This is a genomic window from Salininema proteolyticum (assembly GCF_042685645.1).
Classification (GTDB): Bacteria; Actinomycetota; Actinomycetes; order Mycobacteriales; family Micromonosporaceae; genus Salininema; species Salininema proteolyticum.
The window spans coordinates 5,054,344-5,078,261 of record NZ_JBHUNX010000001.1 but is presented as its reverse complement, the minus strand read 5'-3'; the positions used below and the strand labels follow the sequence as shown (position 1 = coordinate 5,078,261).

Annotated in this window: 16 protein-coding genes; 6 read left to right on the top strand and 10 right to left on the bottom strand. The window is 69.8% G+C overall.

The window, feature by feature from the left end:
* Positions 1–202: 202 nt before the first annotated feature.
* Positions 203–679 (bottom strand): GNAT family N-acetyltransferase, encoded by a 477-nt coding sequence (locus tag ACFTE1_RS23665; RefSeq protein WP_380625835.1) that lies wholly within the window; start codon positions 677–679, stop codon positions 203–205.
* A 102-nt stretch (positions 680–781) separates the two neighbouring features.
* Here ACFTE1_RS23665 and ACFTE1_RS23660 point away from each other — a divergent pair, with 102 nt between their 5' ends.
* Positions 782–949, top strand: coding sequence for a hypothetical protein (locus ACFTE1_RS23660; RefSeq protein WP_380625837.1), 168 nt, complete (start codon positions 782–784; stop codon positions 947–949).
* A gap of 6 nt (positions 950–955) precedes the next feature.
* Here the strand turns inward: ACFTE1_RS23660 and ACFTE1_RS23655 are convergent, their stop codons facing one another.
* The 4 genes from ACFTE1_RS23655 to guaB form a co-directional block, all read right to left on the bottom strand.
* Positions 956–2,785, bottom strand: coding sequence for a serine/threonine-protein kinase (locus ACFTE1_RS23655; RefSeq protein ID WP_380625839.1), 1,830 nt, complete (start codon positions 2,783–2,785; stop codon positions 956–958).
* Positions 2,786–3,153: 368 nt separating this feature from the next.
* The gene (locus ACFTE1_RS23690) at positions 3,154–6,579 is read right to left on the bottom strand and encodes an adenylate/guanylate cyclase domain-containing protein (RefSeq protein ID WP_449329520.1); all 3,426 of its coding nucleotides are present in this window, start codon (positions 6,577–6,579) and stop codon (positions 3,154–3,156) included.
* Between the two features lie 322 nt (positions 6,580–6,901).
* Positions 6,902–8,026, bottom strand: a complete 1,125-nt coding sequence (locus ACFTE1_RS23645; RefSeq protein WP_380625841.1) for a GuaB3 family IMP dehydrogenase-related protein — start codon at positions 8,024–8,026, stop codon at positions 6,902–6,904.
* 165 nt (positions 8,027–8,191) lie between these two features.
* Positions 8,192–9,682: an IMP dehydrogenase gene (gene guaB / locus ACFTE1_RS23640; protein ID WP_380625906.1), complete on the bottom strand. Its 1,491-nt coding sequence runs from the start codon at positions 9,680–9,682 to the stop codon at positions 8,192–8,194.
* Positions 9,683–10,096: 414 nt separating this feature from the next.
* Between guaB and ACFTE1_RS23635 the strand changes: the two genes are divergently transcribed.
* On the top strand, positions 10,097–10,465 hold the full coding sequence (locus tag ACFTE1_RS23635) for a DUF5319 family protein (RefSeq protein WP_380625843.1): 369 nt from the start codon (positions 10,097–10,099) through the stop codon (positions 10,463–10,465).
* A gap of 143 nt (positions 10,466–10,608) precedes the next feature.
* Here ACFTE1_RS23635 and ACFTE1_RS23630 read toward each other — a convergent pair whose 3' ends face one another.
* Positions 10,609–11,229, bottom strand: coding sequence for a helix-turn-helix transcriptional regulator (locus tag ACFTE1_RS23630; protein WP_380625845.1), 621 nt, complete (start codon positions 11,227–11,229; stop codon positions 10,609–10,611).
* 842 nt (positions 11,230–12,071) lie between these two features.
* On the opposite strand from ACFTE1_RS23630, the gene ACFTE1_RS23625 reads away from it, so the two are divergent.
* Positions 12,072–13,862: an ABC-ATPase domain-containing protein gene (locus tag ACFTE1_RS23625; protein WP_380762899.1), complete on the top strand. Its 1,791-nt coding sequence runs from the start codon at positions 12,072–12,074 to the stop codon at positions 13,860–13,862.
* A gap of 313 nt (positions 13,863–14,175) precedes the next feature.
* On the opposite strand, the gene secA is transcribed toward ACFTE1_RS23625, so the two are convergent.
* Positions 14,176–17,055 (bottom strand): preprotein translocase subunit SecA, encoded by a 2,880-nt coding sequence (gene secA / locus ACFTE1_RS23620; RefSeq protein WP_380625849.1) that lies wholly within the window; start codon positions 17,053–17,055, stop codon positions 14,176–14,178.
* Between the two features lie 101 nt (positions 17,056–17,156).
* Between secA and ACFTE1_RS23615 the strand changes: the two genes are divergently transcribed.
* Positions 17,157–18,305 (top strand): GNAT family N-acetyltransferase, encoded by a 1,149-nt coding sequence (locus tag ACFTE1_RS23615; RefSeq protein WP_380625851.1) that lies wholly within the window; start codon positions 17,157–17,159, stop codon positions 18,303–18,305.
* Between the two features lie 442 nt (positions 18,306–18,747).
* On the opposite strand, the gene hpf is transcribed toward ACFTE1_RS23615, so the two are convergent.
* From hpf to ACFTE1_RS23600, 3 genes are all read right to left on the bottom strand, one after another.
* Positions 18,748–19,425, bottom strand: a complete 678-nt coding sequence (gene hpf, locus ACFTE1_RS23610) for a ribosome hibernation-promoting factor, HPF/YfiA family (RefSeq protein ID WP_380625853.1) — start codon at positions 19,423–19,425, stop codon at positions 18,748–18,750.
* A gap of 321 nt (positions 19,426–19,746) precedes the next feature.
* Positions 19,747–20,463, bottom strand: a complete 717-nt coding sequence (locus ACFTE1_RS23605; protein ID WP_380625855.1) for a ComF family protein — start codon at positions 20,461–20,463, stop codon at positions 19,747–19,749.
* Between the two features lie 123 nt (positions 20,464–20,586).
* Positions 20,587–21,243 carry a ferritin-like fold-containing protein gene (locus ACFTE1_RS23600; RefSeq protein ID WP_380625857.1) on the bottom strand — a complete coding sequence of 219 codons (657 nt, stop codon included), beginning with the start codon at positions 21,241–21,243 and terminating at the stop codon, positions 20,587–20,589.
* A gap of 648 nt (positions 21,244–21,891) precedes the next feature.
* Between ACFTE1_RS23600 and ACFTE1_RS23595 the strand changes: the two genes are divergently transcribed.
* Both ACFTE1_RS23595 and ACFTE1_RS23590 read left to right on the top strand, forming a co-directional pair.
* Complete coding sequence (locus tag ACFTE1_RS23595; protein ID WP_380625908.1) at positions 21,892–23,523, top strand: DEAD/DEAH box helicase; 1,632 nt, start codon at positions 21,892–21,894, stop codon at positions 23,521–23,523.
* A gap of 139 nt (positions 23,524–23,662) precedes the next feature.
* On the top strand, positions 23,663–23,902 hold the full coding sequence (locus ACFTE1_RS23590) for a hypothetical protein (protein ID WP_380625859.1): 240 nt from the start codon (positions 23,663–23,665) through the stop codon (positions 23,900–23,902).
* The last annotated feature ends 16 nt before the right edge of the window (positions 23,903–23,918 follow it).

The following is a 23,918-nucleotide window of genomic DNA, read 5'->3' as shown; positions in this document are numbered from 1 at the left end:
GGTCGAGGACGGTGCGCGTGCCACCGCCGGCCGCGTCGACCCACTTCCCGTTTATATAGAGATCCGGCATGGGCCCAGTGTCCAAAGAGCGGGGACGCGGGACTGCGAAAACGGCGAATCCGTGAGAACTTTTTCGGAAGCGGGCCGGACCGCTCCACGGAGGACACGCCGGAACCCGGTTCAGCGCGAAGGAACGGAGATGCTAGTGGCCGGACGGCGGAAGTCGGCGATCCCGCTCCCCCGCAACGGTAGTCGGCCGGGCGCCGAGGTCGATGAGGCCCGCCTTCGTCGGCCGGAACCCGCACCCGGTGTAGAAACCGTCCAGGTGCGGCTCGTAGTCCACGTGGAGCCATGCCGCGCCGGCCTCGGCCGCCTCCTGCGCCGCCAGCCGGACGACCCGCGTGCCGAGGCCGGTCCGCCGGAAGGCCGGGCGCACCGTGGTGTCCAGAAGAAAGGCGTGGACTCCACCGTCCCAGGCGACGTTCACGAAGGCGGCCAGCTCCGTGCCGGACACCGCCGCGATCCACAACAGACTCCGGGACAAGACCGGCTGGAACGAGGCCGTGCCGGAATGGCCGGGCCAGGACGCCGTGAACAACTCGTTCAACTCCTCGTCGGAGAGCGGCGGACTCACGGCGAACTCGAACGACGGGACCTCGGCCCGGACGCCCCGGCTCATGGGCGCCCACCCGCCCCGATGGTGGGAGCGCGCCCACTCCACAGGGGCCGTTGGGCGTTCAGTAGTATCTTAATTCCATCGACCCCCGATCGAAGGATATTCATGTGTGCCGAACTCAACGACGATCCGGTACCGAAGCGCCGCAAGGGGAGCCGCCGCGCTCTCGTCATCTTCCTGACCATCTTCGCCATAGGCGCCCTCATATTCGGCGCCTACGAGCTCTACCAGGCGCTGGGACCCGGCGTCCACCAGTACGAACGGAATAACTGACGCCGGTCAGTCCGAGCGGGCGAACTGCGAGCCGGTGACATTGGAGTCATCGGCCTTCTTCGCCACGCACTGGAACGCGTCCCCGTCCTCGGGAACGTGGACGGCGGTGACCCAGTCGATCTTCTCGGCCCCGATCAGCTGGTCCAGCGGACCGTCGTCGCGCTGCCCGTTGAGGCACACGGCCTGGACGTCCTCGCTCTTCGCCGCGTCATCGGCGTTCGCCACCCCGTCGGGAAGGGGCCCCTGCGCGTAGGCCTCCCACACATGCGCCGCCTCGCAGGACTCCGGAGTCAGATCCGCCGGAGACTCCCCCACGTAACAGGTCGGAGTGGACACACAGGACGCCACTCCCTCGGTGAGCGTGCACTCGGCGACATAGTCGTTGTTGTTGAGGCTCTGGTCCTCCAGCGGCGCCGGCGGGTCCTCCGCCAGCAGCGCCCACATGCCCCACCCGAGCAGGCCGACCAGAAGGACGCCCACCCCGATCAGGCCGATCAGCCGACCCATGTCGGACCGCGGGCCGCCCTCCTTCAACCGGCGCTCCCGGCGCGAGAGGGACCGCTCCCCGGCCGGAACCGGCAGGCGCGAGTCCGCGTCCCCGCCCTCCGCGGCGGGAGTGGGAGAGACCGGTGCGGAGGAGACCGGCGAGTCCGCCCCTCCGAAGAGGGGCTCCTCCCGCGGAACGGGCCTCGGCGGCGAGGACTCGAAGTCCAGCCCCGGCTGCTCGAAGCCCTGCGGCTCCGGCGACGGCCTCTCGAACTGAGGCACCACCCGGGGCCGCGTCTGCAGCACGGGGATGATGTGCGTAGCGTCCTGGCCCCCCAAGCCCGGCAACGGCTCCTGCCGCGCCTCCTCGGGCTCCACCGTCGGCGCCTCGACCGTGGTGGAGGCGAACGCCGAGAAGGTGCCCTCCTGCGGCGGCGACAGGAAGGGCTGCTGCAAGTCCACGACCGGCAGCACTCCCGTGGACTCCTCCGGGATGGAGCCGAGCGCGTCGCGCAGATAGGCGGCGTCGGGCCGCCCCTCCGGGTTGTCGATGAGCGCGGTCTTCAACATCTCGCACAGCAGCGGCGACACCCCGGGGATCGTGGGGATCGGCAGGTCGTGCAGGGCGATGACCTCGTTGATGTCAGAGACGCCCTCCTCGGGGAAGCGCGGCGGCGTCCCGCTCAGAAGGGTGTACAGCGTCGCCGCCAGCGCGTACATGTCCCCCGCGGGCGTCACGCGCCCCTCGTTGAACACCTCGCGGGCGGCGAAGGCCGGCGTGGCCGTGACCGACACCGGGCCGTTCGGGTCGCGGTCCTCCGAGGCGAATCCGAGGTCCGTCAGGAGCGCGTACCCCTCCTGGTTGACGAGGATGTTGGCGGGCTTGACGTCGCCGTGGACCAGGCCCTGGGCGTGGATCTCCTCCAGCGCGTCGCACACGCGGATGCCGGTCTTGATCACCGAGGCCGGCGTCATCCCGTCCATCGACCGCATGGCGTACTCGGTCGACGTCGGGCACAGCTCCATGATGGAGTAGGGGTGCCCGCCGTTGGCGACGCCGTAGGAGTACATGGGCACGATGCACGGATGCTGCGAGATGACCCGCGCCTGCGCCATGGTCCGCTGGAAACGCTCGCGCTGGCGGCCGTCGGTCAGCTGGCGCCGCTCGATCTTGACCGCGACGTCGCGCTTGAGGTGGACCGAACGAGCCGCCCACACCTGCGAGTAGGCGCCGTTGGCCAGTTGTCGGAAGTCGGTCAGCTCCTCGACTCCGTCGAGGAGCTCGGCGGGGTCGTCGGGGGCATGGCGGGCCGGCCGCCGACGGTCGCCGAGGCTTCCGGCTCGCGACATGGTATCCACTAGTCTCGGCCTCCATACTGAGAGTATCGGGGGAGGGAGCCGCCCCGGCCGGGCCGACTCGAGAGGTCGCTCCTCATCCCACACGCTCCTTGAAGATTCCTCGGGGGCAGAGTCCCATTGTATAAAAGTACGCCAAGTGACCTGGCGGCCTCTCTCCCCGAAACTCCTTTACCCGAAAAGGTCATGAATCCTGACCGAACGGTTGAACCCGCCTGTGCGTGTCGCCAAGGGCGCGTAGCGCATAGTGATCACATCCCCCGTGGAGCGCTCGGGCGGGCGGGTGCCGCGACGGTAGCAATGGGCACCCGTCCGCTTGAGGCGCAACGGCACCATACTGCGGATACATTCCCCATAGGCGGTCACGGAGCGGCGGGCTCGGACGGGCGGACCCCGTCCAATCGGCGCCGCGCCCACGTCTCGGACTCCAGGTCCTCTCCCGAGGCCTCGAGCACCTTGGCCGCCCAGTACTCCGCCTCGTCCGCGTCGCCGATCCCGTCCAGCAGCTGCGCGTAGCGGGCCACGATCCGGTTCCGCGGCAGTCCCAGGGAGGGCTCGTCCCACTGCTGCACCAACGGCTCCAGCTCCGCCAGGGCCGCCGGCACGTCGCCCTGGGCCGCGAACGTGTCGGCCAGCAGCGCGCTCGCCGCCGCCCGGGCACTCTCGCGGACCTCGTCGGGGGCGATGCGCTGCAGCGTCTCCCGCGCGATGGCCTGCGCCCCCGCGACGTCGCCCGAGTCGAGCATCGCGCGGCCCCGGACCAGGTGGGCCATGCCCACCAGCAGGGCCTGACCGGTCGAGGCCCCGAACGCCTCGGCCTGCTCCGCCAAGTCCAGCGCGTCGTCCCGCCGGCCGGCGCGCGCGGCGATCAGGGCCCGCACGAGCGTCGCGAAACCGCGGCCCCAGTCGTCATTGATCCGGTGGAAGTCGGCGAAGGCCTCGCGCGCCTCCGCGTCGGCGCCCTCCGGCTCGCCCGTCTCCACCGCGGCGGCCGCGTGGATCGCCTTGAGCAGCCCCACCGCGAACAGGTCGTTGGCCCGCTCGCCGATGGGCAGGAAGTTCACCGCGAGCTTCTTGGCGTCCGAGTAGCGCCCGCCCAGCAGCAGGGTGAAGGCGTTGGCGCCGCGGACCCACGCCCGGCCGACGAGGTCCTGCTTGCGGGCGAAGGTCTTCCCCGCCTCCCGCAGGGCCTCCTCGGCGGAGGCGAACTCGCCGCGGGCCGTGTCGGCCCAGGCGCGGTGCTGCAGGGCCCAGGCGACCCGGCGCTCGTCCTCCGCGCCCGAGGCCACCTCGTAGGCGACGCGGAAGTGCTCCTCCGCCTCCGCCAGGCGGCCGCCGAGGAAGTCCAGCATGCCCAGCCGGCACTCGGCGTCGCAGCGGGGGCCGTTGAGCTCCTCGCGCCTGGCGATGGTCAGGGCCGCCTGCCAGGTGGACCGGGCGGCCTCCAGCTCGCCGAGGTACCGCTGGATGCGGCCCCTCAGAAGCAGCAGCTGGGCCATCATGTTCGCGTCTCCGTAGGCGATCCCCGCCTGGGGGTTCGACAGCGACAGGCCCACGGTCTCGGCGAGCCCGTCGATCTCGGTCTCGGCCTGCTCGACCCGGCCCAGACGCGCCAGCGCCCGTGCCCTGAGCAGCCTGTCCCCCGGCTCCAGCGCCCGAAGCCCCTCGATGCCGTCGAGCAGCGCGATCGCGCGCTCCGGCTCCGAGGAGTTCATGGCCCGCAGGGCCTGCTGGTGGACGGCCTCCATGGCCAGCGGGACGACGTTCCAGACCTCGTCCTCGCGTTCCAGCTCCAGGTCGTCGGCCAGAGAGGCAGCGGTCTCGGCGTGGTAGACGACGAGGTCGTCGGCGCTCTGCCCGTCCAGCTCGACCGAGGCGGCCCACCGGGCGATCTCCGCGTGCGCGTGCGCCGCGTCGACCTTGCCGATCGGCGTGTAGGCGGCTTCGCGGAGCAGCGGCGTGACGAAACGGTAGCCGCCGTAGGAGCGGCGCCGCAGCATGCGCTTGTCGAGCAGTTCCTGCAGCGCGTCCTCGAAGTCCGGGCCCAGCTCCTTGCGGAGCAGCTCGGTCGCCTCGGGCCCGACCGCGTCGCCGAATATCGACGTCGCCCGCAGAAGCTGGCGCGCCGCCGGCCGCAGCGCGTCGATGCGCGCGCCGAGGACCTGGGCGAGGTCGCGCGAGAGGACCTTGCCGGTGAGGGAGCCCGCCGCGAGCCGCCAGTCCGGCCGCCCGTCCGACTCCACGCGGAACAGGAGGTTCTCCTCCTGCAGCAGGGTGACCAGCTCGGCCAGGTAGTACGGGTTGCCCTGCGCGAAGCCGAGCAGACGCTCCTCGTCCGACGCGGGCAGGCGCCCGCCGTCCAGGAACGCGCTCAGCAGCCGGCCCGCCTCGGAGCCGGTCAGCGGCGGAAGCGGGTAGACCTCCGACTCCGACAGCCGCGCCAGCAGCGGCGAGACCCGTGTGGCCGGGCCGGCGTCGCGGCCGTACCCCGGCGTGCGCGGCGTCCGCATGCGGGTGAGCTCGGGGCGCCCGAAGATGAGCGTCAGGACCGGGCCCTGCAGGCGGCTCAGCGTGATCCCCAGGGCGTCGAGGCCCTCGTCGGTAGCGGTGTGCAGGTCGTCGAGGATGAGCGTCAGGGGCTCGGTCTCGGCCATGGCGTTGAGCAGGTCGGCCACGGCGTTGGGGACGAGGTTCTCCTCGACGTTGCCGCCGGTGAAACCGCCGGGACCGGACTCGTGGTCGAGCCTCCGGTGCCCCAGCAGGCCGAGCAGCACCTCGAAGTTGACGGTGGCCGAGCTGTCGGACGTCAGCCGGCGCAGCTTGGTCAGCGCGGCGGTCCGGTCGGTGTCGAAGGACAGGCCGGCGGCCTTGCGGACCAGGTCGGCGAGCGGCCCGAAGCGGCGGGCCTCGCCGTAGGGGGCCAGCCGGGTCGAGAGCGTCCGCACTCCGCGCTCGGTGGACATCGTGCGGATCTCCCGCGCGAAGCGGGTCTTCCCCATGCCCGCCTCGGCGGTGTGGATGACGACCAGCGGGTCGCCGCGGTCGATGACGGTGTCCAGGCGCCCGGTGATGCGGCCGAGCTCGGCCGCGCGCCCGATGAACGGGGCCTTGTCGCCCAGCGAGGCCCGCGTGCCCGGCTCGTCCTCGAGGCCCAGCAGCTGGAAGACGCGCGTCTCGGCCCTCTTGCCCTTGAGCGGCACGGGGGTGAGCTTCCGCCAGACGGCCATGTGCTGGGTGGCGTTGCGGGTCTCGGCGCTGGCCCAGATGGTGCCGGTCGTGGCCTTGTCGCAGATGCGGGCGGCGGTGTTGACCGTGTCGCCGATGACGGTGTACTCGAGGTTCGCCTGCATGCCCGCCACGACGAGGCCGGTGCGCAGGCCGATGCGCAGACCGATGGGGAGTCCGCCGCCGGACTCGGCCTTCAGCAGCTTGCGCACGCGCTTCTGCATCGCGGCCGCCGCGCGCACGGCGCGCTCGGCGTCGTCCTCGTGGCTGAGCGGGGCTCCGAAGACCGCCATGAGGCCGTCTCCGGTGAGCTTGTCGACGTGTCCTCCGAACGTGTTGACCGCGTTCACGCACTCGGCGAGCAGGCGGTCGGTGACCGTCGAGACGCGCTCCGGGTCCTGGCTCTCGGACCAGGTGGTGAAGTCGGAGAGGTCGGCGAAGAGCACCGTCACGTAGCGGCGCTCGGTGGTGGGGGCCGATGCCTCCGGGGACAGCGGAGCACCGCAGTGGTGGCAGTAACGCGCTGCGGGGATGGTCGGTGTGGAGCAGAACGGGCAGATCACGTTGTGCTCAACACCATATACTGCGTTTTTTGTTCCCGCCCCGCCCCAGGTCGGGAACGGTCCGGTGCGACCTTGTGATTCACGCTCGATAGCCTACGTGTTCTAGCTGACAGTTTGCTGAGGACGGAGGACCCCGTCCCCTCCCATTCTATGGACTTTTCTCATGAAGGGAGGGAGCCGGGGCCGTCAGTTGTGGAAAACCTGCATAGATCCATCGCCGCAGGCAAAGGCGCACAAAGAACGCGCCGCCGGCGCCCTTTCGGGCGCCGGCGGCGCGAGGGTCGGAGAAAGTCCGGCCTACTGCCGCGGAGGAGGCCGTGTCCTACTTATAGGAGACCATGTCGGCGCGCTGGAACTCCTTGACCGTCGTGTACCCGGTCTTGGCCATCGCGCGGCGCAGGGCCCCGAAGAGGTTGTGGTTGCCTTCCGAGGAGGTGGCCGGGCCGTAGAGCAGGGCCTCCATGTCGGGGACCTCCACGTCGGCGCCGGTCAGGGAGCGGAAGCGGCCGCGCGGCAGCTTCGGGTGGGAGGCGGCGGAGTGCCACCAGGCGCCCACCGCCGGGGCCTCGGCGGCCTCGGCGAGGACCGAGCCGAGCATGACGGCGTCGGCGCCGCAGGCCAGGGCCTTGGCGATCGAGCCGGAGTCGGTGATCTCCCCGTCGGCGATCAGGTGGACGTAGCGTCCGCCCGTCTCGTCCAGGTAGTCGCGGCGGGCCGCGGCGGCCTCCACGACGGCCGACGCCATGGGCACGTCGATGCCCAGGACCGCGTCGGTGGTGGACCACTCGTCGGAGCCCACGCCGATGATGACGCCGGCGGCGCCGGTCCGCATCAGGTGCATGGCGGTCTTGTAGTTGGTGGCTCCCCCGACGACGACGGGGACGTCCAGGTCGGAGATGTAGGTCTTGAGGTTCAGCACGCCGTCCTCGGAGGACACGTGCTCGGCCGAGACGATGGTGCCCTGGATGACGAGGAGGTCGATGCCCGCCTCGACGGCGACGGGGGCGAGCTCCTGCGTGTGCTGCGGGCTCACGCGGACGGCCGCGGTGACTCCGGCGGCGCGGATCTCGTTGACGCGCTCGGCGATCAGCTCCGGCTTGACCGGCTCGCGGTAGGCCTCCTGGAGGCGCTCGACCGCGACGTCCTCGGCAGCCTCGGACAGTTCCTTGAGGATGGAGGACGGGTCGACATAGCGGCACCAGAGGCCCTCGGCGTTGAGCACGCCGAGACCGCCCAGGCGGCCCATCTCGATGACGGTCGCCGGGGACATGGTCGCGTCCGAGGGATGGCCGACCGCGGGAATCTCGAAATGATAAGCGTCCATCTGCCAGTCGGTGGACACGTCGTCGATGTCACGGGTGCGTCGGGTCGGCACCAGGGCCACATCCTCGAGACGCCAGCCCCTGGCCGCGATCTTGCCCGGCCCGACCTCTACCATTTCGCGCATTCCAACACTCCTCTAGAAAGACCAGCACCAACTGTAGATGAGAGCAGGTCGCCGCGCAAGAACAGCACACGGCGCGCGAGTGTGACGTGAGGAGGACGTGACGGGCCCTATAGGAGGGAGCCGCGCCGCGCCGGAGCACGCGCCCCGGCGCGGCGCGGCCGCCGCCTACCGGGTCTGGTAGTTCGGCGCCTCGACGGTCATCTGGATGTCGTGCGGGTGGCTCTCCTTGAGGCCGGCCGCGGTGATGCGGACGAGGCGTCCCCGCTCGTGCATCTCCTCGACGGTCGACGCGCCGGTGTAGCCCATGGCGATCTTGAGGCCGCCGACGAGCTGGTACATCACCTGGGAGAGGCTGCCTCGGAACGGCACCTGGCCCTCGACGCCCTCGGGGACGAGCTTGTCGTTGGACTCCACCTTGTCCTGGAAGTAGCGGTCCTTGGAGTAGGACTTGGCCTGGCCGCGCGACTGCATGGCGCCCAGGGAGCCCATGCCGCGGTAGGACTTGAACTGCTTGCCGTTCATGTAGACGAGCTCGCCGGGGGCCTCGGCGGTGCCCGCGAAGAGCTGGCCCATCATGACCGTGCCGGCGCCGGCGACGATGGCCTTGGCGATGTCCCCCGAATACTGGACGCCGCCGTCGGCGATGACCGGGACGCCGGCCTTCTTGGCGGCCTCGACGGTGTCGAGGATGGCCGACACCTGCGGGACGCCCACTCCGGCGACGACGCGGGTGGTGCAGATGGCGCCCGGCCCTACGCCGACCTTGACGCCGTCGACGCCGGCGTCGATCAGCGCCTGGGCGGCCTCGGCGGTGACGATGTTGCCGCCGATGACGTCGACGCGGTCGCCGAAGTCCTTGACGATGCGGGCGATCATGTCGACCACTCCGCGCGAGTGGCCGTGGGAGGAGTCGACGACCAGGACGTCCGCCCCGACCTCGACCAGGGCGGCCGCGCGGGCGTACTGGTCCTCGCCGACGCCGATGGCGGCGCCTACGCGCAGGCGTCCGGCGGCGTCCTTCGTGGCGAGGGGGAACTCCTCGCGCTTGGCGAAGTCCTTGACGGTGATCAGGCCGCGCAGCAGGCCCTCGCCGGCGACGATGGGCAGCTTCTCGATGCGGTGCTTGTGCAGCAGCGCCAAGGCCTCGTCGGAGGAGACGCCCTCGGGGGCGGTGATCAGGTTCTCGCTGGTCATGACCTCGCGGACCGGGCGGGAGAAGTCGTCCTCGAAGCGCATGTCGCGGTTGGTGATGATACCGACCAGGCGGCCCTCGCCGTCGGTGACGGGCAGGCCGGAGATGCGGTACTCGGCGCACTTCCGGTCGACGTCGGTGAGCGTGTCGTCCGGGGAGCACGTGACCGGGTCGGCGACCATGCCGGACTCGGAGCGCTTCACCAGGTCGACCTGCTGGGCCTGGTCCTCGGCGGACATGTTGCGGTGGAGGATGCCGATCCCGCCGATGCGGGCGGCGGCGATGGCCATGCGGGCCTCGGTGACGGTGTCCATGGGAGCGGTCACCAGCGGCACGTTGAGTCGGATGTTGCGGGTGAACTGGGAGGCGGTGTCCACCTCGGCCGGGACGACGTCGGACTCCCCGGGTATGAGCAGGACGTCGTCGTAGGTGAGTCCGAGAGGAATCGAGTCGAACGCTCCCATGGGTATGCGAGCGCCGGATTCGTCATGGGTAGCGACTGAGTTTGCCATAGAACAATGTTAGTCGCCGCCTCGGCGACCGGCGAGGGCGCCACACCCCCGCAGAGGTGTGATTTGGCACGTGAGAGGCGTGATACCGGCGCTATCGAGCGTAGCGGACGTGGCCTCGGCCTCGCCCTGAGCGGCCGGAACCCCCTCCCCGGGGGCCGGACCCTCGTCGCCGGAGAGGCCGCGCCCTCCTTCCCGAAAGGGCCGTGCTTCCTCCCCGAAGGGGCGGCACTTCCTCCCCAGAGGGGCAGCGCCTTCCTCCTCAGAGGGGCCGTGCTTTCCTCCCCAAAGGGGAAATGACACGACTCACCGACCGCAATGGCGTAGGACACTAGACGACGAAGCTTCGCCATCCACTAGTCTGGAGACGTGCACGAAGAACCTCTGGACCCTTTCGAGGGAGACGCCTACTTCGACGAACCGCAACCGACCATAGAACTCGACCCGTGCGAGCGAGCCGAATTCCTAGAGGATTTGCACGAGCTGGAGACCTTTCACAAGGTCCTCCAGCCTCTGGGCTTCACCGGCGTGGTCATGGACTGTCCTGATTGCGACGACACCCACTACTTCTCGTGGGAGCTGATGATGGCGAACCTCCGCCACATGCTCTCCGGGACCGCGCCCATGGTCCACGAGCCGGCCTGCGGCGCCGACCCCGACCGGTACGTCTCCTGGGAGTACGCCCGGGGGTACACCGACGCCTGGCTCCGGCTCGACGGGCCCTCGACGGTGGAGTAGTCCGGTAGAGCCGGCGGGGACGTCCTCCCCGATCCGGCGGCACGACCGGTCCGGGGAGACCCGCTCCCCGCCTGAGTCGTGCCCGAATCCTCTATTCGGCTCCCGGCGCACGGCCGGGAGCCGTCGGCAATCGCGGTCCCATGTCAGCACACGAGGCCCGAGCGGAACGCCTCCGCCACGGCGTGCGCCCTGTCGCGCGCTCCCAGTTTTCGGAACATGCGCCTCGCGTGCGTCTTGACCGTGTCCTCCGAGACGAAGAGGTCCCGGCCTATCTCGGCGTTGGACTTCCCTTCGCTCATACCTCTCAGCACCTGCAGCTCGCGCTCGGTCAGGCGCATGCCCTTCAGCTCCGTCCGCTGGCGGGGCGCGGAGGCCTCGTTCTTGCGCGGGCGGGGGCTGGCGAACATGATCGCCTGGGTCAGCGCGACCAGCAGGTCGTCGGAGTCGTTGGAGGGCGTCCGGATCAGTCCCCGCGCCCCGGCGGCCACGACCATGGCGGCCATGCGGGGGTCGGCGGCTCCGGCGAGGATGACGCTGGTCCGGGGCGAGCGGCCCCGCACCACGCGGGTGAATTGGACGGGGTCGGGGCTGGCCAGCGACACGTCTACGAGGACCATGTCGACGGTGCGGCGGGCCAGTTCGTTGAAGAGGTCGGTCGGGCTCTCGACACTGCGCACCGACTGAGCGAGCCCCATACGGGCGGCGCAGGCGGCGATCTTCTGTCCGGCTTGAGGAGTCTTAACGCAGACCACTACAGTTCTCACTTTGTAAACCCTTCACTGCGGTTGGTGTCTTGGCGCCTGGCGGCGTTGCTATCGGAGGTCGTTCACTCGTCCTGGGAGGGTCTTCCACCCCGGGAGGCCGGGAGACTCGTCGTCCCCCGCTGTGCTGCCGCGGAGAGGGCCTCGGCCCTCTGCCGTGCTGCCGTTCGGAAGGCTTCCGCCTCCCGCTGTGCTGTCGCCCGGAGGACCGTGGTCCCCCGCTGCGCCGTCCACCGGAGGGCCTGGACCCTCCGCTGAGCCGTCACCCGGAAGGCAGACACCCTCCGGTATGACCCCGATGCGCCACGGAGCGAACTATGACGCGGTTTCCGGGAAATTTTTCGAGTGAATTCGAACCGACCAGCTGACAAAAGCCTCGGAGCAATGGCAGGGGCGGCCGGCGTCCGGTCCGACCCCGGGTGGGAGGCGATCCCGACGGCCCGGCGGGCCGGTCTTCCGGAATCGCCGCCGACGGCGGGTCCGGCGCCCGGACGGGCGGTTCCCCCGGCACGGCGCCGTGACGGGGAACGGCGTCTGCCTCCCTTTCCACGGGAGGGCCCCGTGCCCGGTCCGCACGGCGAGGGCCGCCGTCCGGGCTGGGATCCGGCCCGGACCGGGATCGTGCGGTCGAGCCGCGACGGGGTTCCCCTCATGGGGTCTGCCTCCCTGTCCATTTTCTCCTCTCGCGCCACTCGGCCTGTCGGCCGCTTCAGCGGTCCGACGGCCCCCGGCCGGCATTCCGTTGCGGCGGAGTCCGCTCCCCGGTCCGGTCCGGCCGTCCCCTGCGGGGGAACGGCGGCCGGCCTCCGACGGGGCCCGGTCTCCTCTGCACGGCGGTGCCGATCATGTGCGGCAGCGCGCGCGACGCCGACGTGCCCGCCCCGACTCGTCCCGCACACGGACGCCCCGCTGGGCGTCTGAAGTGCGAGACTGGAGTCATGAAGCAGCGATACGATCACCACCGCTCCGGTCGGGTACAGAACAAAAATCCGCGTCACAATCTATTTAACGAACTAACGTCCCTTGAGGGTGCGGGTTACGCCAGATATAAATCGCTGCAAGGTGAATGGCGGCTCAATGCCGCGACGATCGAGATTTTGCGTGTACAATCCGACCCTTTCGCCCCGCCGTCGCGAGTGTCGCTCCGCTTCACCCCGGACGAGGCGGACCTCTACGAGGACTGGCACTCCACACCCGAACGCCGCCGCGCGCTGGCCGTGCTGCTGGCCAAGCGCTTTCGCAAGGCCCTGCGCTCCAGGGATATCCGCATCGACGCCGGAGGCCAGGAGATCGTGTCGCGCTCCTCCTGCGAAGTCGGCGAGGACGGTTCCGTGGTCTTCCGCGTCGGCGTCCAGATGCCCGGCCGGGGCCGCCGCATCGCCGGGAAGGCGGCCGCCCGCCTGCTCACCGAGGACCTGCCCGACGCCGGCGACTCCTCTCTCGGCGTCCCGGACGACGAGGCTCGCCGCTGGCTGCACTCCGCCGACGATGTCGCCGCGCTCCGTTCCGAAGTGGCCCAAGCGGGTCTGGTGTCGTTCGTGGCCGACGGGTCCATGCTCGCCCGGCGTTCGGGGGTCGACGACAGGCCGATGACCGACGGCGTGTCGTTCTCTTCGCCCGAGAGCCTCGCCGTGACACTGAATCTCCCCCATTCGGGTGAAATTCGGGGCATGGGTGTGAGGCCCGGCGTCACGCTCATCGTCGGAGGCGGCTTCCACGGAAAGTCCACGCTGCTCAGGGCCCTGGAAGCCGGAGTCTACGACCATATTCCCGGAGACGGCAGGGAGTTCGTCGTCGCCTCACCCGACGCGGTGAAAGTCCGCTCCGAGGACGGCCGCGCGGTCACCGACGTGGACGTCCACGCCTTCGTGGACCACCTTCCCTCCGGCGACGACACCCGCACCTTCTCCACCGAGAACGCCTCGGGCTCCACCTCCCAGGCCGCTGCGACCGTAGAGGCCCTCGAGATCGGCTCCCGGCTTCTGCTGATCGACGAGGACACCTCGGCGACCAACCTGATGATCCGCGACGCCCGGATGCAGGAACTGGTCTCCAAGGACCGCGAGCCCCTCACCCCCCTGGTCGACCTGATCCGGTCCCTCGCCGACGACCACGGCGTCTCCACCATCCTCGTCATGGGCGGCTCGGGCGACTACATGGACGTCGCCGACCGCGTGGTCATGATGGACGCCTACCACGCCCACGACGTCACCGAGCGCGCCAAGTCCCTGGCGGAGAAGCCCACCGGGCGCCGCGCCGAGGCCGACGCGTTCTCGATGCCGCGTCCCCGGGTCGTCGACCCCGGTTCCGTCTCCGCCGAGGTGCGGGGCAAGAAGAAGGTCAAGGCCCAGGGCACCGACGGCATCCGGTTCGGGGAGAACGACATCGACCTCAGGTCGGTCGAGCAGATCACGGACCCGTCGATGACCAACGGGATCGCGCTGGCCATGGAACTGGCCCTGAAGGAGAGGATCCTGGACGGGGACGCGACCCTGGCCGAGGCCATGGAGCGCCTGGAGAAGCGCCTCTCGGCCCAGGCCCTGGAGCGGATCAAGAACTCCGACTTCGCCGTGCCGAGGAAGTTCGAGGTCGCCGCCGCCCTCAACAGGCTGAGAAGCCTGCGCACCAGGCACTGACGCCGAGACACTCTATAGCGCCGACCTGGGCGCCACCGTGGAGCCTCCGCACCAGGCACTGACGCCGAGACGCTCTATAGCGTCACCGTGGAGCTTCCTCACCAGGCGCTGACACCGAACGGAAAAGGGCCCGGTCATCACGACCGGGCCCTCAAAGATTCCCTATATATTCGACGTTTCCATACTCCTACGCTAGGGAGCGGAATCGTGCTGAGGTGCGTGAGATCGTGCCGACCTCCGGGCCCGATAGGGCTTCCGGCCCATCGGGTCCGGAGATCGGTGCGAGATTGCGTGCCTCAGCGCGATTCCGCGGTCACTGCCCTCCAGGAGAGCCGTGGCACTTCTTGTACTTCTTGCCGGAGCCGCAGTGGCACGGGTCGTTGCGGCCCGGCGCGTTGTCGGCGTGGCGCTGGTTCGGGTTGGCCTGCTCGGCGGGCGGGGCCGTCGGGGCGGACTTGGTCTTCACCTTCGCCGCGCCCTTCTTCCCCGCTCCCGGGGTCCGCTTGACGTTGCGCTTCTCCGAGCCCGGAACGGGCTTGGGCGGACGCTGGAAGACCGAGCCGTCGGAGTTCGCCGACTCGACCGTGGCCGCGCCGGATCCGGCGGCCCCGTCGATGGTCGGGGCCGAGAGCCGCAGCTGCTCGGGCGCCTTCGGCACGTCCATGCCGCGGATCTCCGCGCTGGCCTTCTCGTCCTCGCTCTTGACCTTGATCTCGGCGTTCATGAGGAAGCGGACCGCGTCCTCCTTGATGCCGTCCATCATCGTCTGGAACATCTCGTAGGCCTCGCGCTGGTACTCGATGACCGGGTCGCGCTGCGCGTAGGCGCGGAGGCTGATGCCCTGCTTGAGGTAGTCGACCTCGTAGAGGTGCTCGCGCCACTTGCGGTCGATCGTCTGCAGGAGGATGCGGCGCTCGAGGTCGTCGAAGACCTCGTCGCCGAACTCCTCGCGGCGGGACTTGTAGACCGCCTGAGCGTCCTCGCGGACGGCCTCGAGGAGCATGTCGGGCTCGAGCTCTTCGATGCCCCCAGCCTTCTCGGCGATCTCCTTGTGGGCGATCCCGATCGGGTAGAGCTGCTTGAGCGCGCGCCACAGCTCGTCGAGGTCCCAGTCCTCGGCGTAGCTCTCGGCGGTCGCGCCGGAGATGTAGGCCTCCAGCGTCTCGTCGAGCATGGACTTGAGCTGTTCGGTGACGTCCTCGCCCTTGAGCACGCGCAGGCGCTCGGAGTAGACGACCTCGCGCTGCTTGTTGAGCACCTCGTCGTACTTGAGGACGTTCTTGCGGACCTCGCCGTTGTGCGACTCGATCTGCGACTGCGCCGACTGGATCTGCTTGGTGACCATCTTCGACTCGATCGGCACGTCGTCCGGCACGCGCAGGCGGTTCATCATGGCCTTGACGACGTCGGCGTTGAACCGCTTCATGAGGTCGTCGGAGAGGGAGAGGTAGAAGCGGCTCTCGCCCGGGTCTCCCTGGCGGCCGGCGCGGCCTCGCAGCTGGTCGTCGATACGGCGCGACTCGTGGCGCTCGGTGCCGAGGACGTAGAGGCCGCCGAGGTCCTTGACCTCTTCGGCCTCCGCGGAGCACTGCTCCTCGAACTTCTTGATGGTCTCGTCCCAGGCGGCGGCGTACTGCTCTTCGTCGGCCTCGTCGAGGCCGCGCTGGCGCAGCTCGGCGGCCGCCAGGTACTCGGCGTTGCCGCCCAGGTGGATGTCGGTGCCTCGGCCGGCCATGTTGGTGGCGACCGTGACGGCGCCCTTGCGGCCGGCCTGCGCGATGATGTCCGCCTCCCGGGCGTGGTTCTTCGCGTTGAGGACGTTGTGCTTGACGCCGCGCTTCTTCAGCGCCGCGGCGAGCGCCTCGGACTTCTGGACGGAGACGGTGCCGACGAGGACCGGCTGTCCGGTCTCGTAGCGCTCGACGAGGTCGTCCACCACCGCGGAGTACTTGGCCTCCTCGGTCTTGTAGATGACGTCGCGCTGGTCGACGCGGACCATCTGCTTGTTGGTGGGGATCGTGACGACGCCCATCTTGTAGACGTGGTTGAACTCCGCCGCCTCGGTGTGGGCCGTACCGGTCAGGCCGGCGACCTTGTCGTACATGCGGAAGTAGTTCTGCAGGGTCGTGGTCGCGAAGGTCTGGTTCTCCTGCTTGATCTCGACGCCCTCTTTGGCCTCGATGGCCTGGTGGACGCCGTCGTTGAAGCGGCGGCCCTCGAGGACGCGGCCGGTGAACTCGTCGACGATGTTGACCGCGCCGTCGGGGGCGACGATGTACTCGCGGTTGTTCTGGAACAGCTCCTTGGCCTTGAGGGCGTTGTTCAGGTAGCCGACCAGCGGGGTGTTGACCGAGTCGTAGAGGTTCTCGACGCCGAGGCGGTCCTCGACGCGGGAGACGCCCTCCTCGGTGATGGCGATCGTGCGCTTGCCCTCGTCGACCTCGTAGTCGCGCTCCGGCTCGAGGATCGAGGCGATCTTGGAGAACTCGGAGTACCAGCGTTTCTGGTGGTCGGCGGGGCCGGAGATGATGATGGGGGTGCGGGCCTCGTCGATGAGGATCGAGTCGACCTCGTCGACGATCACGAAGTTGTGGCCGCGCTGCACCATCTTGTCGATGGAGTTGGTCATGTTGTCGCGGAGGTAGTCGAACGCCAGCTCGTTGTTGGTCCCGTAGGTGACGTCGGCGGCGTAGGCCTCCTTGCGGTGGGCCGAGCTGTCGCCCGAGGCGATCACGCCCACGCTCAGGCCGAGGAACTCGTGGATCTCGCCCATCCACTCCGCGTCGCGGCGCACCAGGTAGTCGTTGACGGTGACCTGGTGCACGCCCTTGCCGCTCAAAGCATTGAGGTACACCGGCAGCGTCGAGACCAGGGTCTTGCCCTCACCGGTCTTCATCTCCGCGATGTTCCCCTGGTGCAGGGCCGCGCCGCCCATGATCTGGACGTCGAAGTGCTTCATGCCGCGCACGCGCCAGGCGGCCTCTCGGACGGTCGCGAAGGCCTCGGGCAAAAGGTCGTCCAGGGACTCCCCGTCCTTGATCCGCTCCCGGTACTCATCGGTGAGTCCCCTGAGCTCAGCGTCGCTGAGCTTCTCGAACTCACTCTCCAACGAGTTCACGGCGACGGTGACGGCCTTCAGCCGCTTCAGCTGGCGGCCCTCGCCGGCGCGCAGGATCCTCTCGAAGAAAGACACAGACAGTCAGCTCCATCAATACTTTGGCGGTATATTGCGTTCAAGTCTACGCCGCCGAACCGGCTTGTCCTCCCCCCGTCCGCCCGGGACAATGGGGAGCCATGGAACCTGTGACCCTTGAGGCCGAGGGGCTCCGGCTCGGACGGTGGCGGCCCTCACACATCCCCGCGTTGGCGGAGATCTACGAGGACAGAGAGATCGAGCGCTTCTTCGTCATGCCGCTCCCCTGGCCCCGGGAGGCGCGCGAACGCCACCTGGACCTCATGCGGCGGCACTGGTCCGTCGGGAATCCGCAGTGGGCTGTGACGGACGATACAGGGCGCCTCGTGGGGTCGGTCGGCCTGCGCGGCTCGGGCCCGCGAATGTACACCATCACCTACCTTACCGCCCCCTGGGCCCGCGGCCGGGGCGTCGCCCAGCGAGCCGTCCGCGCGGCCTCGCACTTCGCCTTCCGGAAGCTGGACGCCGCCCGGATCAGCTGGGACGCCATCTGCGGCAACCACTACTCCCGGCTGACGGCGGTCCGGACCGGGTTCACCATCGAGGGCCTCTCGCGCAGTGCGGTGTACCAGCGCGGGACCATGCGGGACGTCTGGATCGGCGGGATCCTCCCGGGGGAGGTCAGGGAGGCCGACGATCCGCCGCCGGAGTACCGGAGGCTGAAGGCGCAGGCGGTCTACTTCTCGCACGAGCAGGCGCCGGTCGAGACGGACCTGCCCGGGCTGCGGCTCCGGCCGCTGCGGTCGGGCGACCTCGCCGACATCGCCGCGGCCTGCCGGGACGAGGCCGTGCAGAGGAACACGACGGTCCCGGCGAACTACACCCGGGCCTCCGCCGAGGCCTATCTCAAGACGGTCCGCCGCTCGTGGGAGCGCGGCACCCACGTCCACTTCGCGCTCGAGTGGGAGGGCCGGTACTCGGGAACGGTCTCGTTGAAGCTGCGCGACGCCGCTGAGGCGGAGATCGGCTACCTGACCGCTCCGTGGGCGCGCGGGCGCGGAGCCATGACCGAAGCGGTGGGACGGATGGCCGACCTGGCGTTCCGGGAGCTGGACCTGGAGGTGCTGCGCTGGTGCGCCGTCGAGGGGAACAAGCCCTCGGTGCGGGTCGCCGAGAAGAACGGCTTCACGATCGAGGGCGTCCGCCACGAGCGGTACCGGAACGGCGGCGAGAGGATCGCCCAGCACTTCGGCTACCTGAAGAGGCGGTTAGGGGCCTTGGGAGCGCGGGTCGGCAGCGACGCCCGCTGACCACCGCGCGGCCGCCGCTGCAGTCGAGCGGGATCCGCAAGGACGCTGAGCGGAGGCCGCCGTCGCGGTCGAACGTGATCCGCTGGCGCTCTGGGCGGAGGACGCCGAAAGGGAGCGTTCCCGGATCCGGCGGCGGGAACGGGAAGTGCGCGGACCGGGTCGGCGAACACGAAGGGAATCCGTTTCATCCGGTTTCCCGCCTATCCGGGGAATGCCCGGCGCGCCACTGCCGCGGGCACTTTGCGGAAATGCGGGGAATTGCCGGACGGAATGGGACGCATAAGGAACCGGGAATCAGCGAACTGATCCCCGGCCGCCCGGGACTCATCCCTCACAATGCCCCGGGCACGGCCGGACCGCCACCCCTCAAAGCGATCCGACCGCAACTATCGATAGTTGTGCCAGTCCGAAAACTGACACTTACAGCATATTTCGCGCCGGGCTAGATGTCCAGCCGCAACAGGCCGTAGTCGTAGGCGCGGCGGCGGTAGACCACGCAGGGCTTGCCGCTGTCCTTGTCATGGAAAAGGTAGAAGTCGTGTCCCACGAGCTCCATGTTCTGAAGCGCGTCGTCGACGGTCATGGGCTCTCCGCTGTGGAACTTCTCGCGGACGATCTGACCGGGCGTGTAGTCCTCGACCAGGCCCTCGAAGTGGTCGACCTCCTCGGAGATGAAGTGGACGTCCTCCGGCTTCGCCTTGGGCGGGGCCGGCGCCTCCAGCACCGCGGCGGATCCGGCGAGCGTTCCGCCACCACCGTTGACCAGTGCCGCGGCGGCCTCGGCCACGGACTCAGGGCGGCTGCGGCCCCCGGCGTGGACGCGCTTGCGGTCGGCGGCGCGGCGGAGGCGGGATCCCAGTTTGCTGCAGGCCTTCTCGAACGCGGAGCGGAACTCGGCGGCGCAGGCCTCGGCCCTGATGACCGGCCCCTTCGTCCGGCAGGTGATCTCGACGCGCTGGGCGTTGTTGCTCTGCCGGGGGTTGCGCTCGTGATAGAGCTCCACATCGATGTGCATGGCCTTGTGATCGTACTTGGAGATGGTGTTGTCGATCTTGTCTTCGACCATTTCGCGGAAGTGGTCGGGAACCTCAACGTTGCGACCTTTGACGACGATTTCCACCTCATACCTCCCAGGTGTGAGCCCTTGCGGGGCGTCGGTTCTGTCGGGACAAGTTCCGGCACCGGGGACGGTGCCCGGCCGGGGGCTGCGGGCGGCCTCCTTTCACCTGACGGGGCGGTCCTATGGAATTGTGGCTTCAGACTATCGCGCCGGTGACGGAAAGTGAAGCCCTCCGTTGATACGAATTTTCCTAGTTGTTCACGCTGAATTTGCGGTTTTTCACAGACTTCCCGGTGATTTTTGGAAAGCGTGTTCGAGGCCCCATTCTCCCCCGAGTGAGTGATTCCGTCCGGCTTTCCGCGACAGCCGCCGGAATTCCGGTCAGCGGGCGCGGGCCAGGACGAGCGCGCCCGCGACGCGGACCCCGACGGAGCGGAGGACGGCGGTGGCCGCGCGGAGGGTCGCCCCGGTCGTGACGATGTCGTCGAGGAGGAGGACGGGCCTGTCGGCGGGCACCGACGACGCTCCGGGAGAGGGCCCCTCGGCGACGGTGTCCGCGTCCGGGGCGGGGGTCTCGGGATCGATGGCCGCGAAGGCGGTGGCGGGGTTGACGGCCGGGTAGAGGCTCTTTCGGGCGAAGCGTTCGCGGTCGGACTCGCCCAGGCCCACCGAGTCCGGCCTGTCGCGGGCGCCGAGCAGGCGCAGGAGGACGGCGTCCAGGTGGCGGCCCAGCTCGCTGACGTGGTCGAACCCGCGAGCGCGCCGCGCCGAGGGCGTGGCCGGGACGGGGACCAGGATCGGCCGGGACGGCAGCGTCAGCTGCCAGGCGGTGAGGGTGGGCCGCAGCAGGCCGGAGAGGGGCCGCGCCAGTTCGCGGCGCCCGCGCTCCTTGTACTCGTTGAGGACTTCGGCGAGGACGTCGGTGTAGCGGCCGACGGCGGTGACGGCGGGCAGCCCGCGGCGGCGGAAGGCGTGCGCGGAGGGCACCAGGGACTCGCGGCACGCGAGGCAGAGCCCCTGGACGGTGTCGCGCTGGAGGCGGCATCCCGCGCACCGGGCGGGGACTGCCAGGTTGAGGATTCGATCGGAGAGGCGCATGTCCGGTACAACGATCGGGAGGCCGAAAGGTTGCGAGTATTCGTCAGATTCGTCCAGAGGTGGGGGCGGACGGGACCGGACCGGAGAACCTCGGTCCTCGGCGGCCCGTCGCGGCCCGCCCGGTCAGTTGTTGAGGCCGACGGCCTTCATCCGCTCCTGGTGGCGGCGGTTCAGGGACTTGACAAGTCCCGCCACGTCGCCGTCGGGGACGGCCAGCTCGCCCAGCGCGGCGTCGAGCGACACGACCTGCTGCATGAGGTTGAGGGCCTCGCCGGCGATGCGGCGGCCCCACAGCGACAGGCGTCCCGAGGCGGTCTCGTCGCCGGCGATGGCGGTGCGGACCTCCTCGGCGGCGAACTCCTCCACGTCGCTCTTCGCGAGCGCGTCGCGCAGGGTGTCGCGGACTTCCTCGGGGAGCGCCTCCCCGGCGTCGTGGAAGAAGTCGCGGGCGATCGAGCCGCCCACGTAGAGTTTGACCACGACCTCGAGCCAGTCCCGGGCGACCGTCGCCCCGTGGTAGGTGTCCACGGAGGGTTCGAACTGCTTGGAGTAGTGCGGCACGCTGCCGTTCTTCTCGATCTGGGCGGCGATGGCCGCGAGGCCGTCGACGGCGGAGCCGGCCGACTGGGCCAGGCGGAAGTGCCGGTCGAAGTCGGGGGCGAAGCCCACGTTCGCGCTGTAGCGGTCGAAGGTGCGCAGCTGGTACATCAGGAACAGCTGCAGCAGGCTCTGGGTCGACTCCGGCGAGGCGGGGCGGGGCGGTTCAAGCTCATTGTCCACCGACTCAGATTATCAACAGGGCCGCGAGCGGGACTTCTCCGGCGGGCACGGTCCCGGATACGGCGCCGGCCCGGGGAGCGCGGTCTCGCCGCGCGACGCCGCGCTTCAGGAGGGTATTTCACAGTATGCCCGTCGCGATTGGCGGAATACGTCGCCTAGCTGGTACGTTGGGTCAAGTAGTATTGAGCATGTTGAGATTGTGAAAGACGCGCCGAAACGGACGCGCTATCATTCAGCTCAGTGGGCGATCGCTTCACAGGCATCGCGCTCAATCACGCCCGAACCCGAAATCCGGCGGGTCGGGCCGGCGGACCGCCGATGGCGGAGACCGCCCCACGGTCGCGGGACTGCCGCACCGATACTCCAAAGACCCAACCGGGGCCGAGGGCAAAGGCCCGGGCCCGGTCATGACAGAAAGAAAAAAGTGGCGTCGAGTTCATCCGGATTGCGAGATTCATCGTTAGCGAGCTCCGCCACGAGGTGGAAAGCTAAGTGAACGGCAAAAACGACATTTCGACCGAAAGCGCCGAAGAGTTCGAGGGAACCGAATCCCCCGCGGAGACCGACGAATCCGCCCAGGACGCCCCCGGCACCGACCACGCGGAGGAAGCCGTCGAGTCCGACGGCGGGGCGGAGACCGCCCCCGAGGTGGAGCCGGCCCCCGACAAGGACCTGGGACCGTACTTCACCGACCTCGGCGTCCGACCCGAGACGGCCGAGGCCCTCGCCTCGATGGGAATCGAGCGGGCCTTCGCCATCCAGGAATACGCCATCCCGATCGCCCTGCGCGGCAGCGACATCATCGGCCGCGCCCCGACGGGCACCGGAAAGACCTACGGCTTCGGCCTCCCGATCATCGACAAGGTGGAGGGTCCCGCCGAGGGCACCGACGGGCGCCCGCAGGCGCTCATCCTCGTCCCCACGCGCGAGCTCGGCGTCCAGGTCGCCCGCGACCTCGAAGACGCGGCCAAGACCCGCGCGGTGAGGGTTCTCGCCCTCTACGGCGGGCGCGCCTACAAGCCGCAGATCGACGCGCTCGACGAGGGCGTCGAGATCGTGGTCGGCACGCCCGGCCGCCTCCTGGACCTCTACAAGTCCAAGAAGCTGCGCCTCGACGCCATCCGCCACGTCGTCCTCGACGAGGCCGACCGGATGCTCGACATGGGCTTCGCCGAGGACGTCGAGCGCATCCTCGCCCTCCTGCCCGAGAAGCGCCAGACCATGCTCTTCAGCGCCACCATGCCCGACAGCATCATGTCGCTGTCGCGGCGCTACATGAACCGACCCATCACGGTCAGCGCCGAGCCGCAGAAGTCCGCCGACCAGGAGGACGAGAAGCCCAACACCCGCCAGCTGGTCTACATGACCCACTCGCTCAACAAGGTCGAGGTGCTGACGAGGGCGCTGCAGGCCAACGGACGCGGACTGACCATCGTCTTCTGCCGCACCAAGCGCTCGGCCCACAAGCTGACGCAGGAGCTGGACTTCCGCGGGTTCTCGGTGGGCGCCGTCCACGGCGACCTCGGCCAGGGCGCCCGCGAGAAGGCTCTGAAGGCCTTCCGCGACCGCAAGATCGACGTGCTGGTCGCCACCGACGTCGCCGCGCGCGGCATCGACGTCCAGGACGTCACCCACGTGTTCAACTTCGACGCGCCCGAAGAGGCCGACGCGCACATCCACCGCATCGGCCGCACCGGCCGCGCGGGCGCCACCGGCATCGCGGTCACGTTCGTGACCTGGGAAGAGGTCGCACGCTGGAAGTTCCTCGCGAAGGCTCTCGACCTGCCCGAGCAGCCGCTGGAGACCTACCACACCTCCGACCACCTCTTCACCGACCTCGACATCCCGGAGGGCGTCGGACCGACGCTCGCCGCCGAGGACCGCAAGGGCGAGCGCATGGGCGTGGACGACGACGAGCTCGAGCGCCGTCCCGGCAAGCGGGGCGACCGCCGCGGAGGCGGCGGGCGCGGCGGACGCGAGAGCGGCCGGGCGAGCCGTGGACGCGGCGAGGGCGGGCGTTCCCGCAACCGCCGCCGCGGCCGGTCCGACGAACGCGGCGGAGAGCGTCGCGAACGCTCGGCAAGTGACGAGGCCCCCCAGCGGGGCCGGGCCGCCGACGAGGACGCTCCCCGCCGTCGCCGCCGCAGGCGCGGCGGAGGCCGGGGTGAGGCCCAGGAGGCCCACCGTCCGCGCCAGCGCGAGGCGAGCCACGACGAGCCGTCGCGCTCGGAGAGCGCGCCCAGGCGCCGCCGGCGCCGTCGCCGCGGCGACGGCGAGTAGCCGAGTCCGAGCGACGTCCGAGAGGCTTCTCGGAACACGAGCGATATAGGGAAGGGGCCCGGGAGGCCCGGTCTGGGACCGGGTGCCCGGGCCCCTTCTCCGTGCCGAGGATTCGCCGCGGACCGATAGAATGACCCCTATGAGCGAGAGCGACGAGAGCGCGGCCTACGGCGGTCCGCCGCGGACGCAGACCCCTCCCCCGGGCTGGAGGGTGCCGGAGGTGTACGAGGTGCGTCCTCCCCGGCGCCTGCCGTCCCAGGACATGGCGGCGATCGACCGCGACGAGGAGCGGACGATGCTCGTCACGCGCTGGTTCGCCGGGACGGCGCTGGTCGCCTCGATGGTGTTCCTGCTGGTCGCCCTGTTCCGCTCTCTGTAGCGCGAGACGCCTCGCC

Bases quoted from the DNA above. Each gene is read 5' to 3' on its own strand.
- ACFTE1_RS23665 (WP_380625835.1), bottom strand. From the start codon at position 679: ATGAGCCGGGGCGTCCGGGCCGAGGTCCCGTCGTTCGAGTTCGCCGTG.
- ACFTE1_RS23660 (WP_380625837.1), top strand. From the start codon at position 782: ATGTGTGCCGAACTCAACGACGATCCGGTACCGAAGCGCCGCAAGGGG.
- ACFTE1_RS23655 (WP_380625839.1), bottom strand. From the start codon at position 2,785: ATGTCGCGAGCCGGAAGCCTCGGCGACCGTCGGCGGCCGGCCCGCCAT.
- ACFTE1_RS23645 (WP_380625841.1), bottom strand. From the start codon at position 8,026: ATGCGCGAAATGGTAGAGGTCGGGCCGGGCAAGATCGCGGCCAGGGGC.
- guaB (WP_380625906.1), bottom strand. From the start codon at position 9,682: ATGGGAGCGTTCGACTCGATTCCTCTCGGACTCACCTACGACGACGTC.
- ACFTE1_RS23625 (WP_380762899.1), top strand. From the start codon at position 12,072: ATGTGCGGCAGCGCGCGCGACGCCGACGTGCCCGCCCCGACTCGTCCC.
- ACFTE1_RS23615 (WP_380625851.1), top strand. From the start codon at position 17,157: ATGGAACCTGTGACCCTTGAGGCCGAGGGGCTCCGGCTCGGACGGTGG.
- ACFTE1_RS23605 (WP_380625855.1), bottom strand. From the start codon at position 20,463: ATGCGCCTCTCCGATCGAATCCTCAACCTGGCAGTCCCCGCCCGGTGC.
- ACFTE1_RS23590 (WP_380625859.1), top strand. From the start codon at position 23,663: ATGAGCGAGAGCGACGAGAGCGCGGCCTACGGCGGTCCGCCGCGGACG.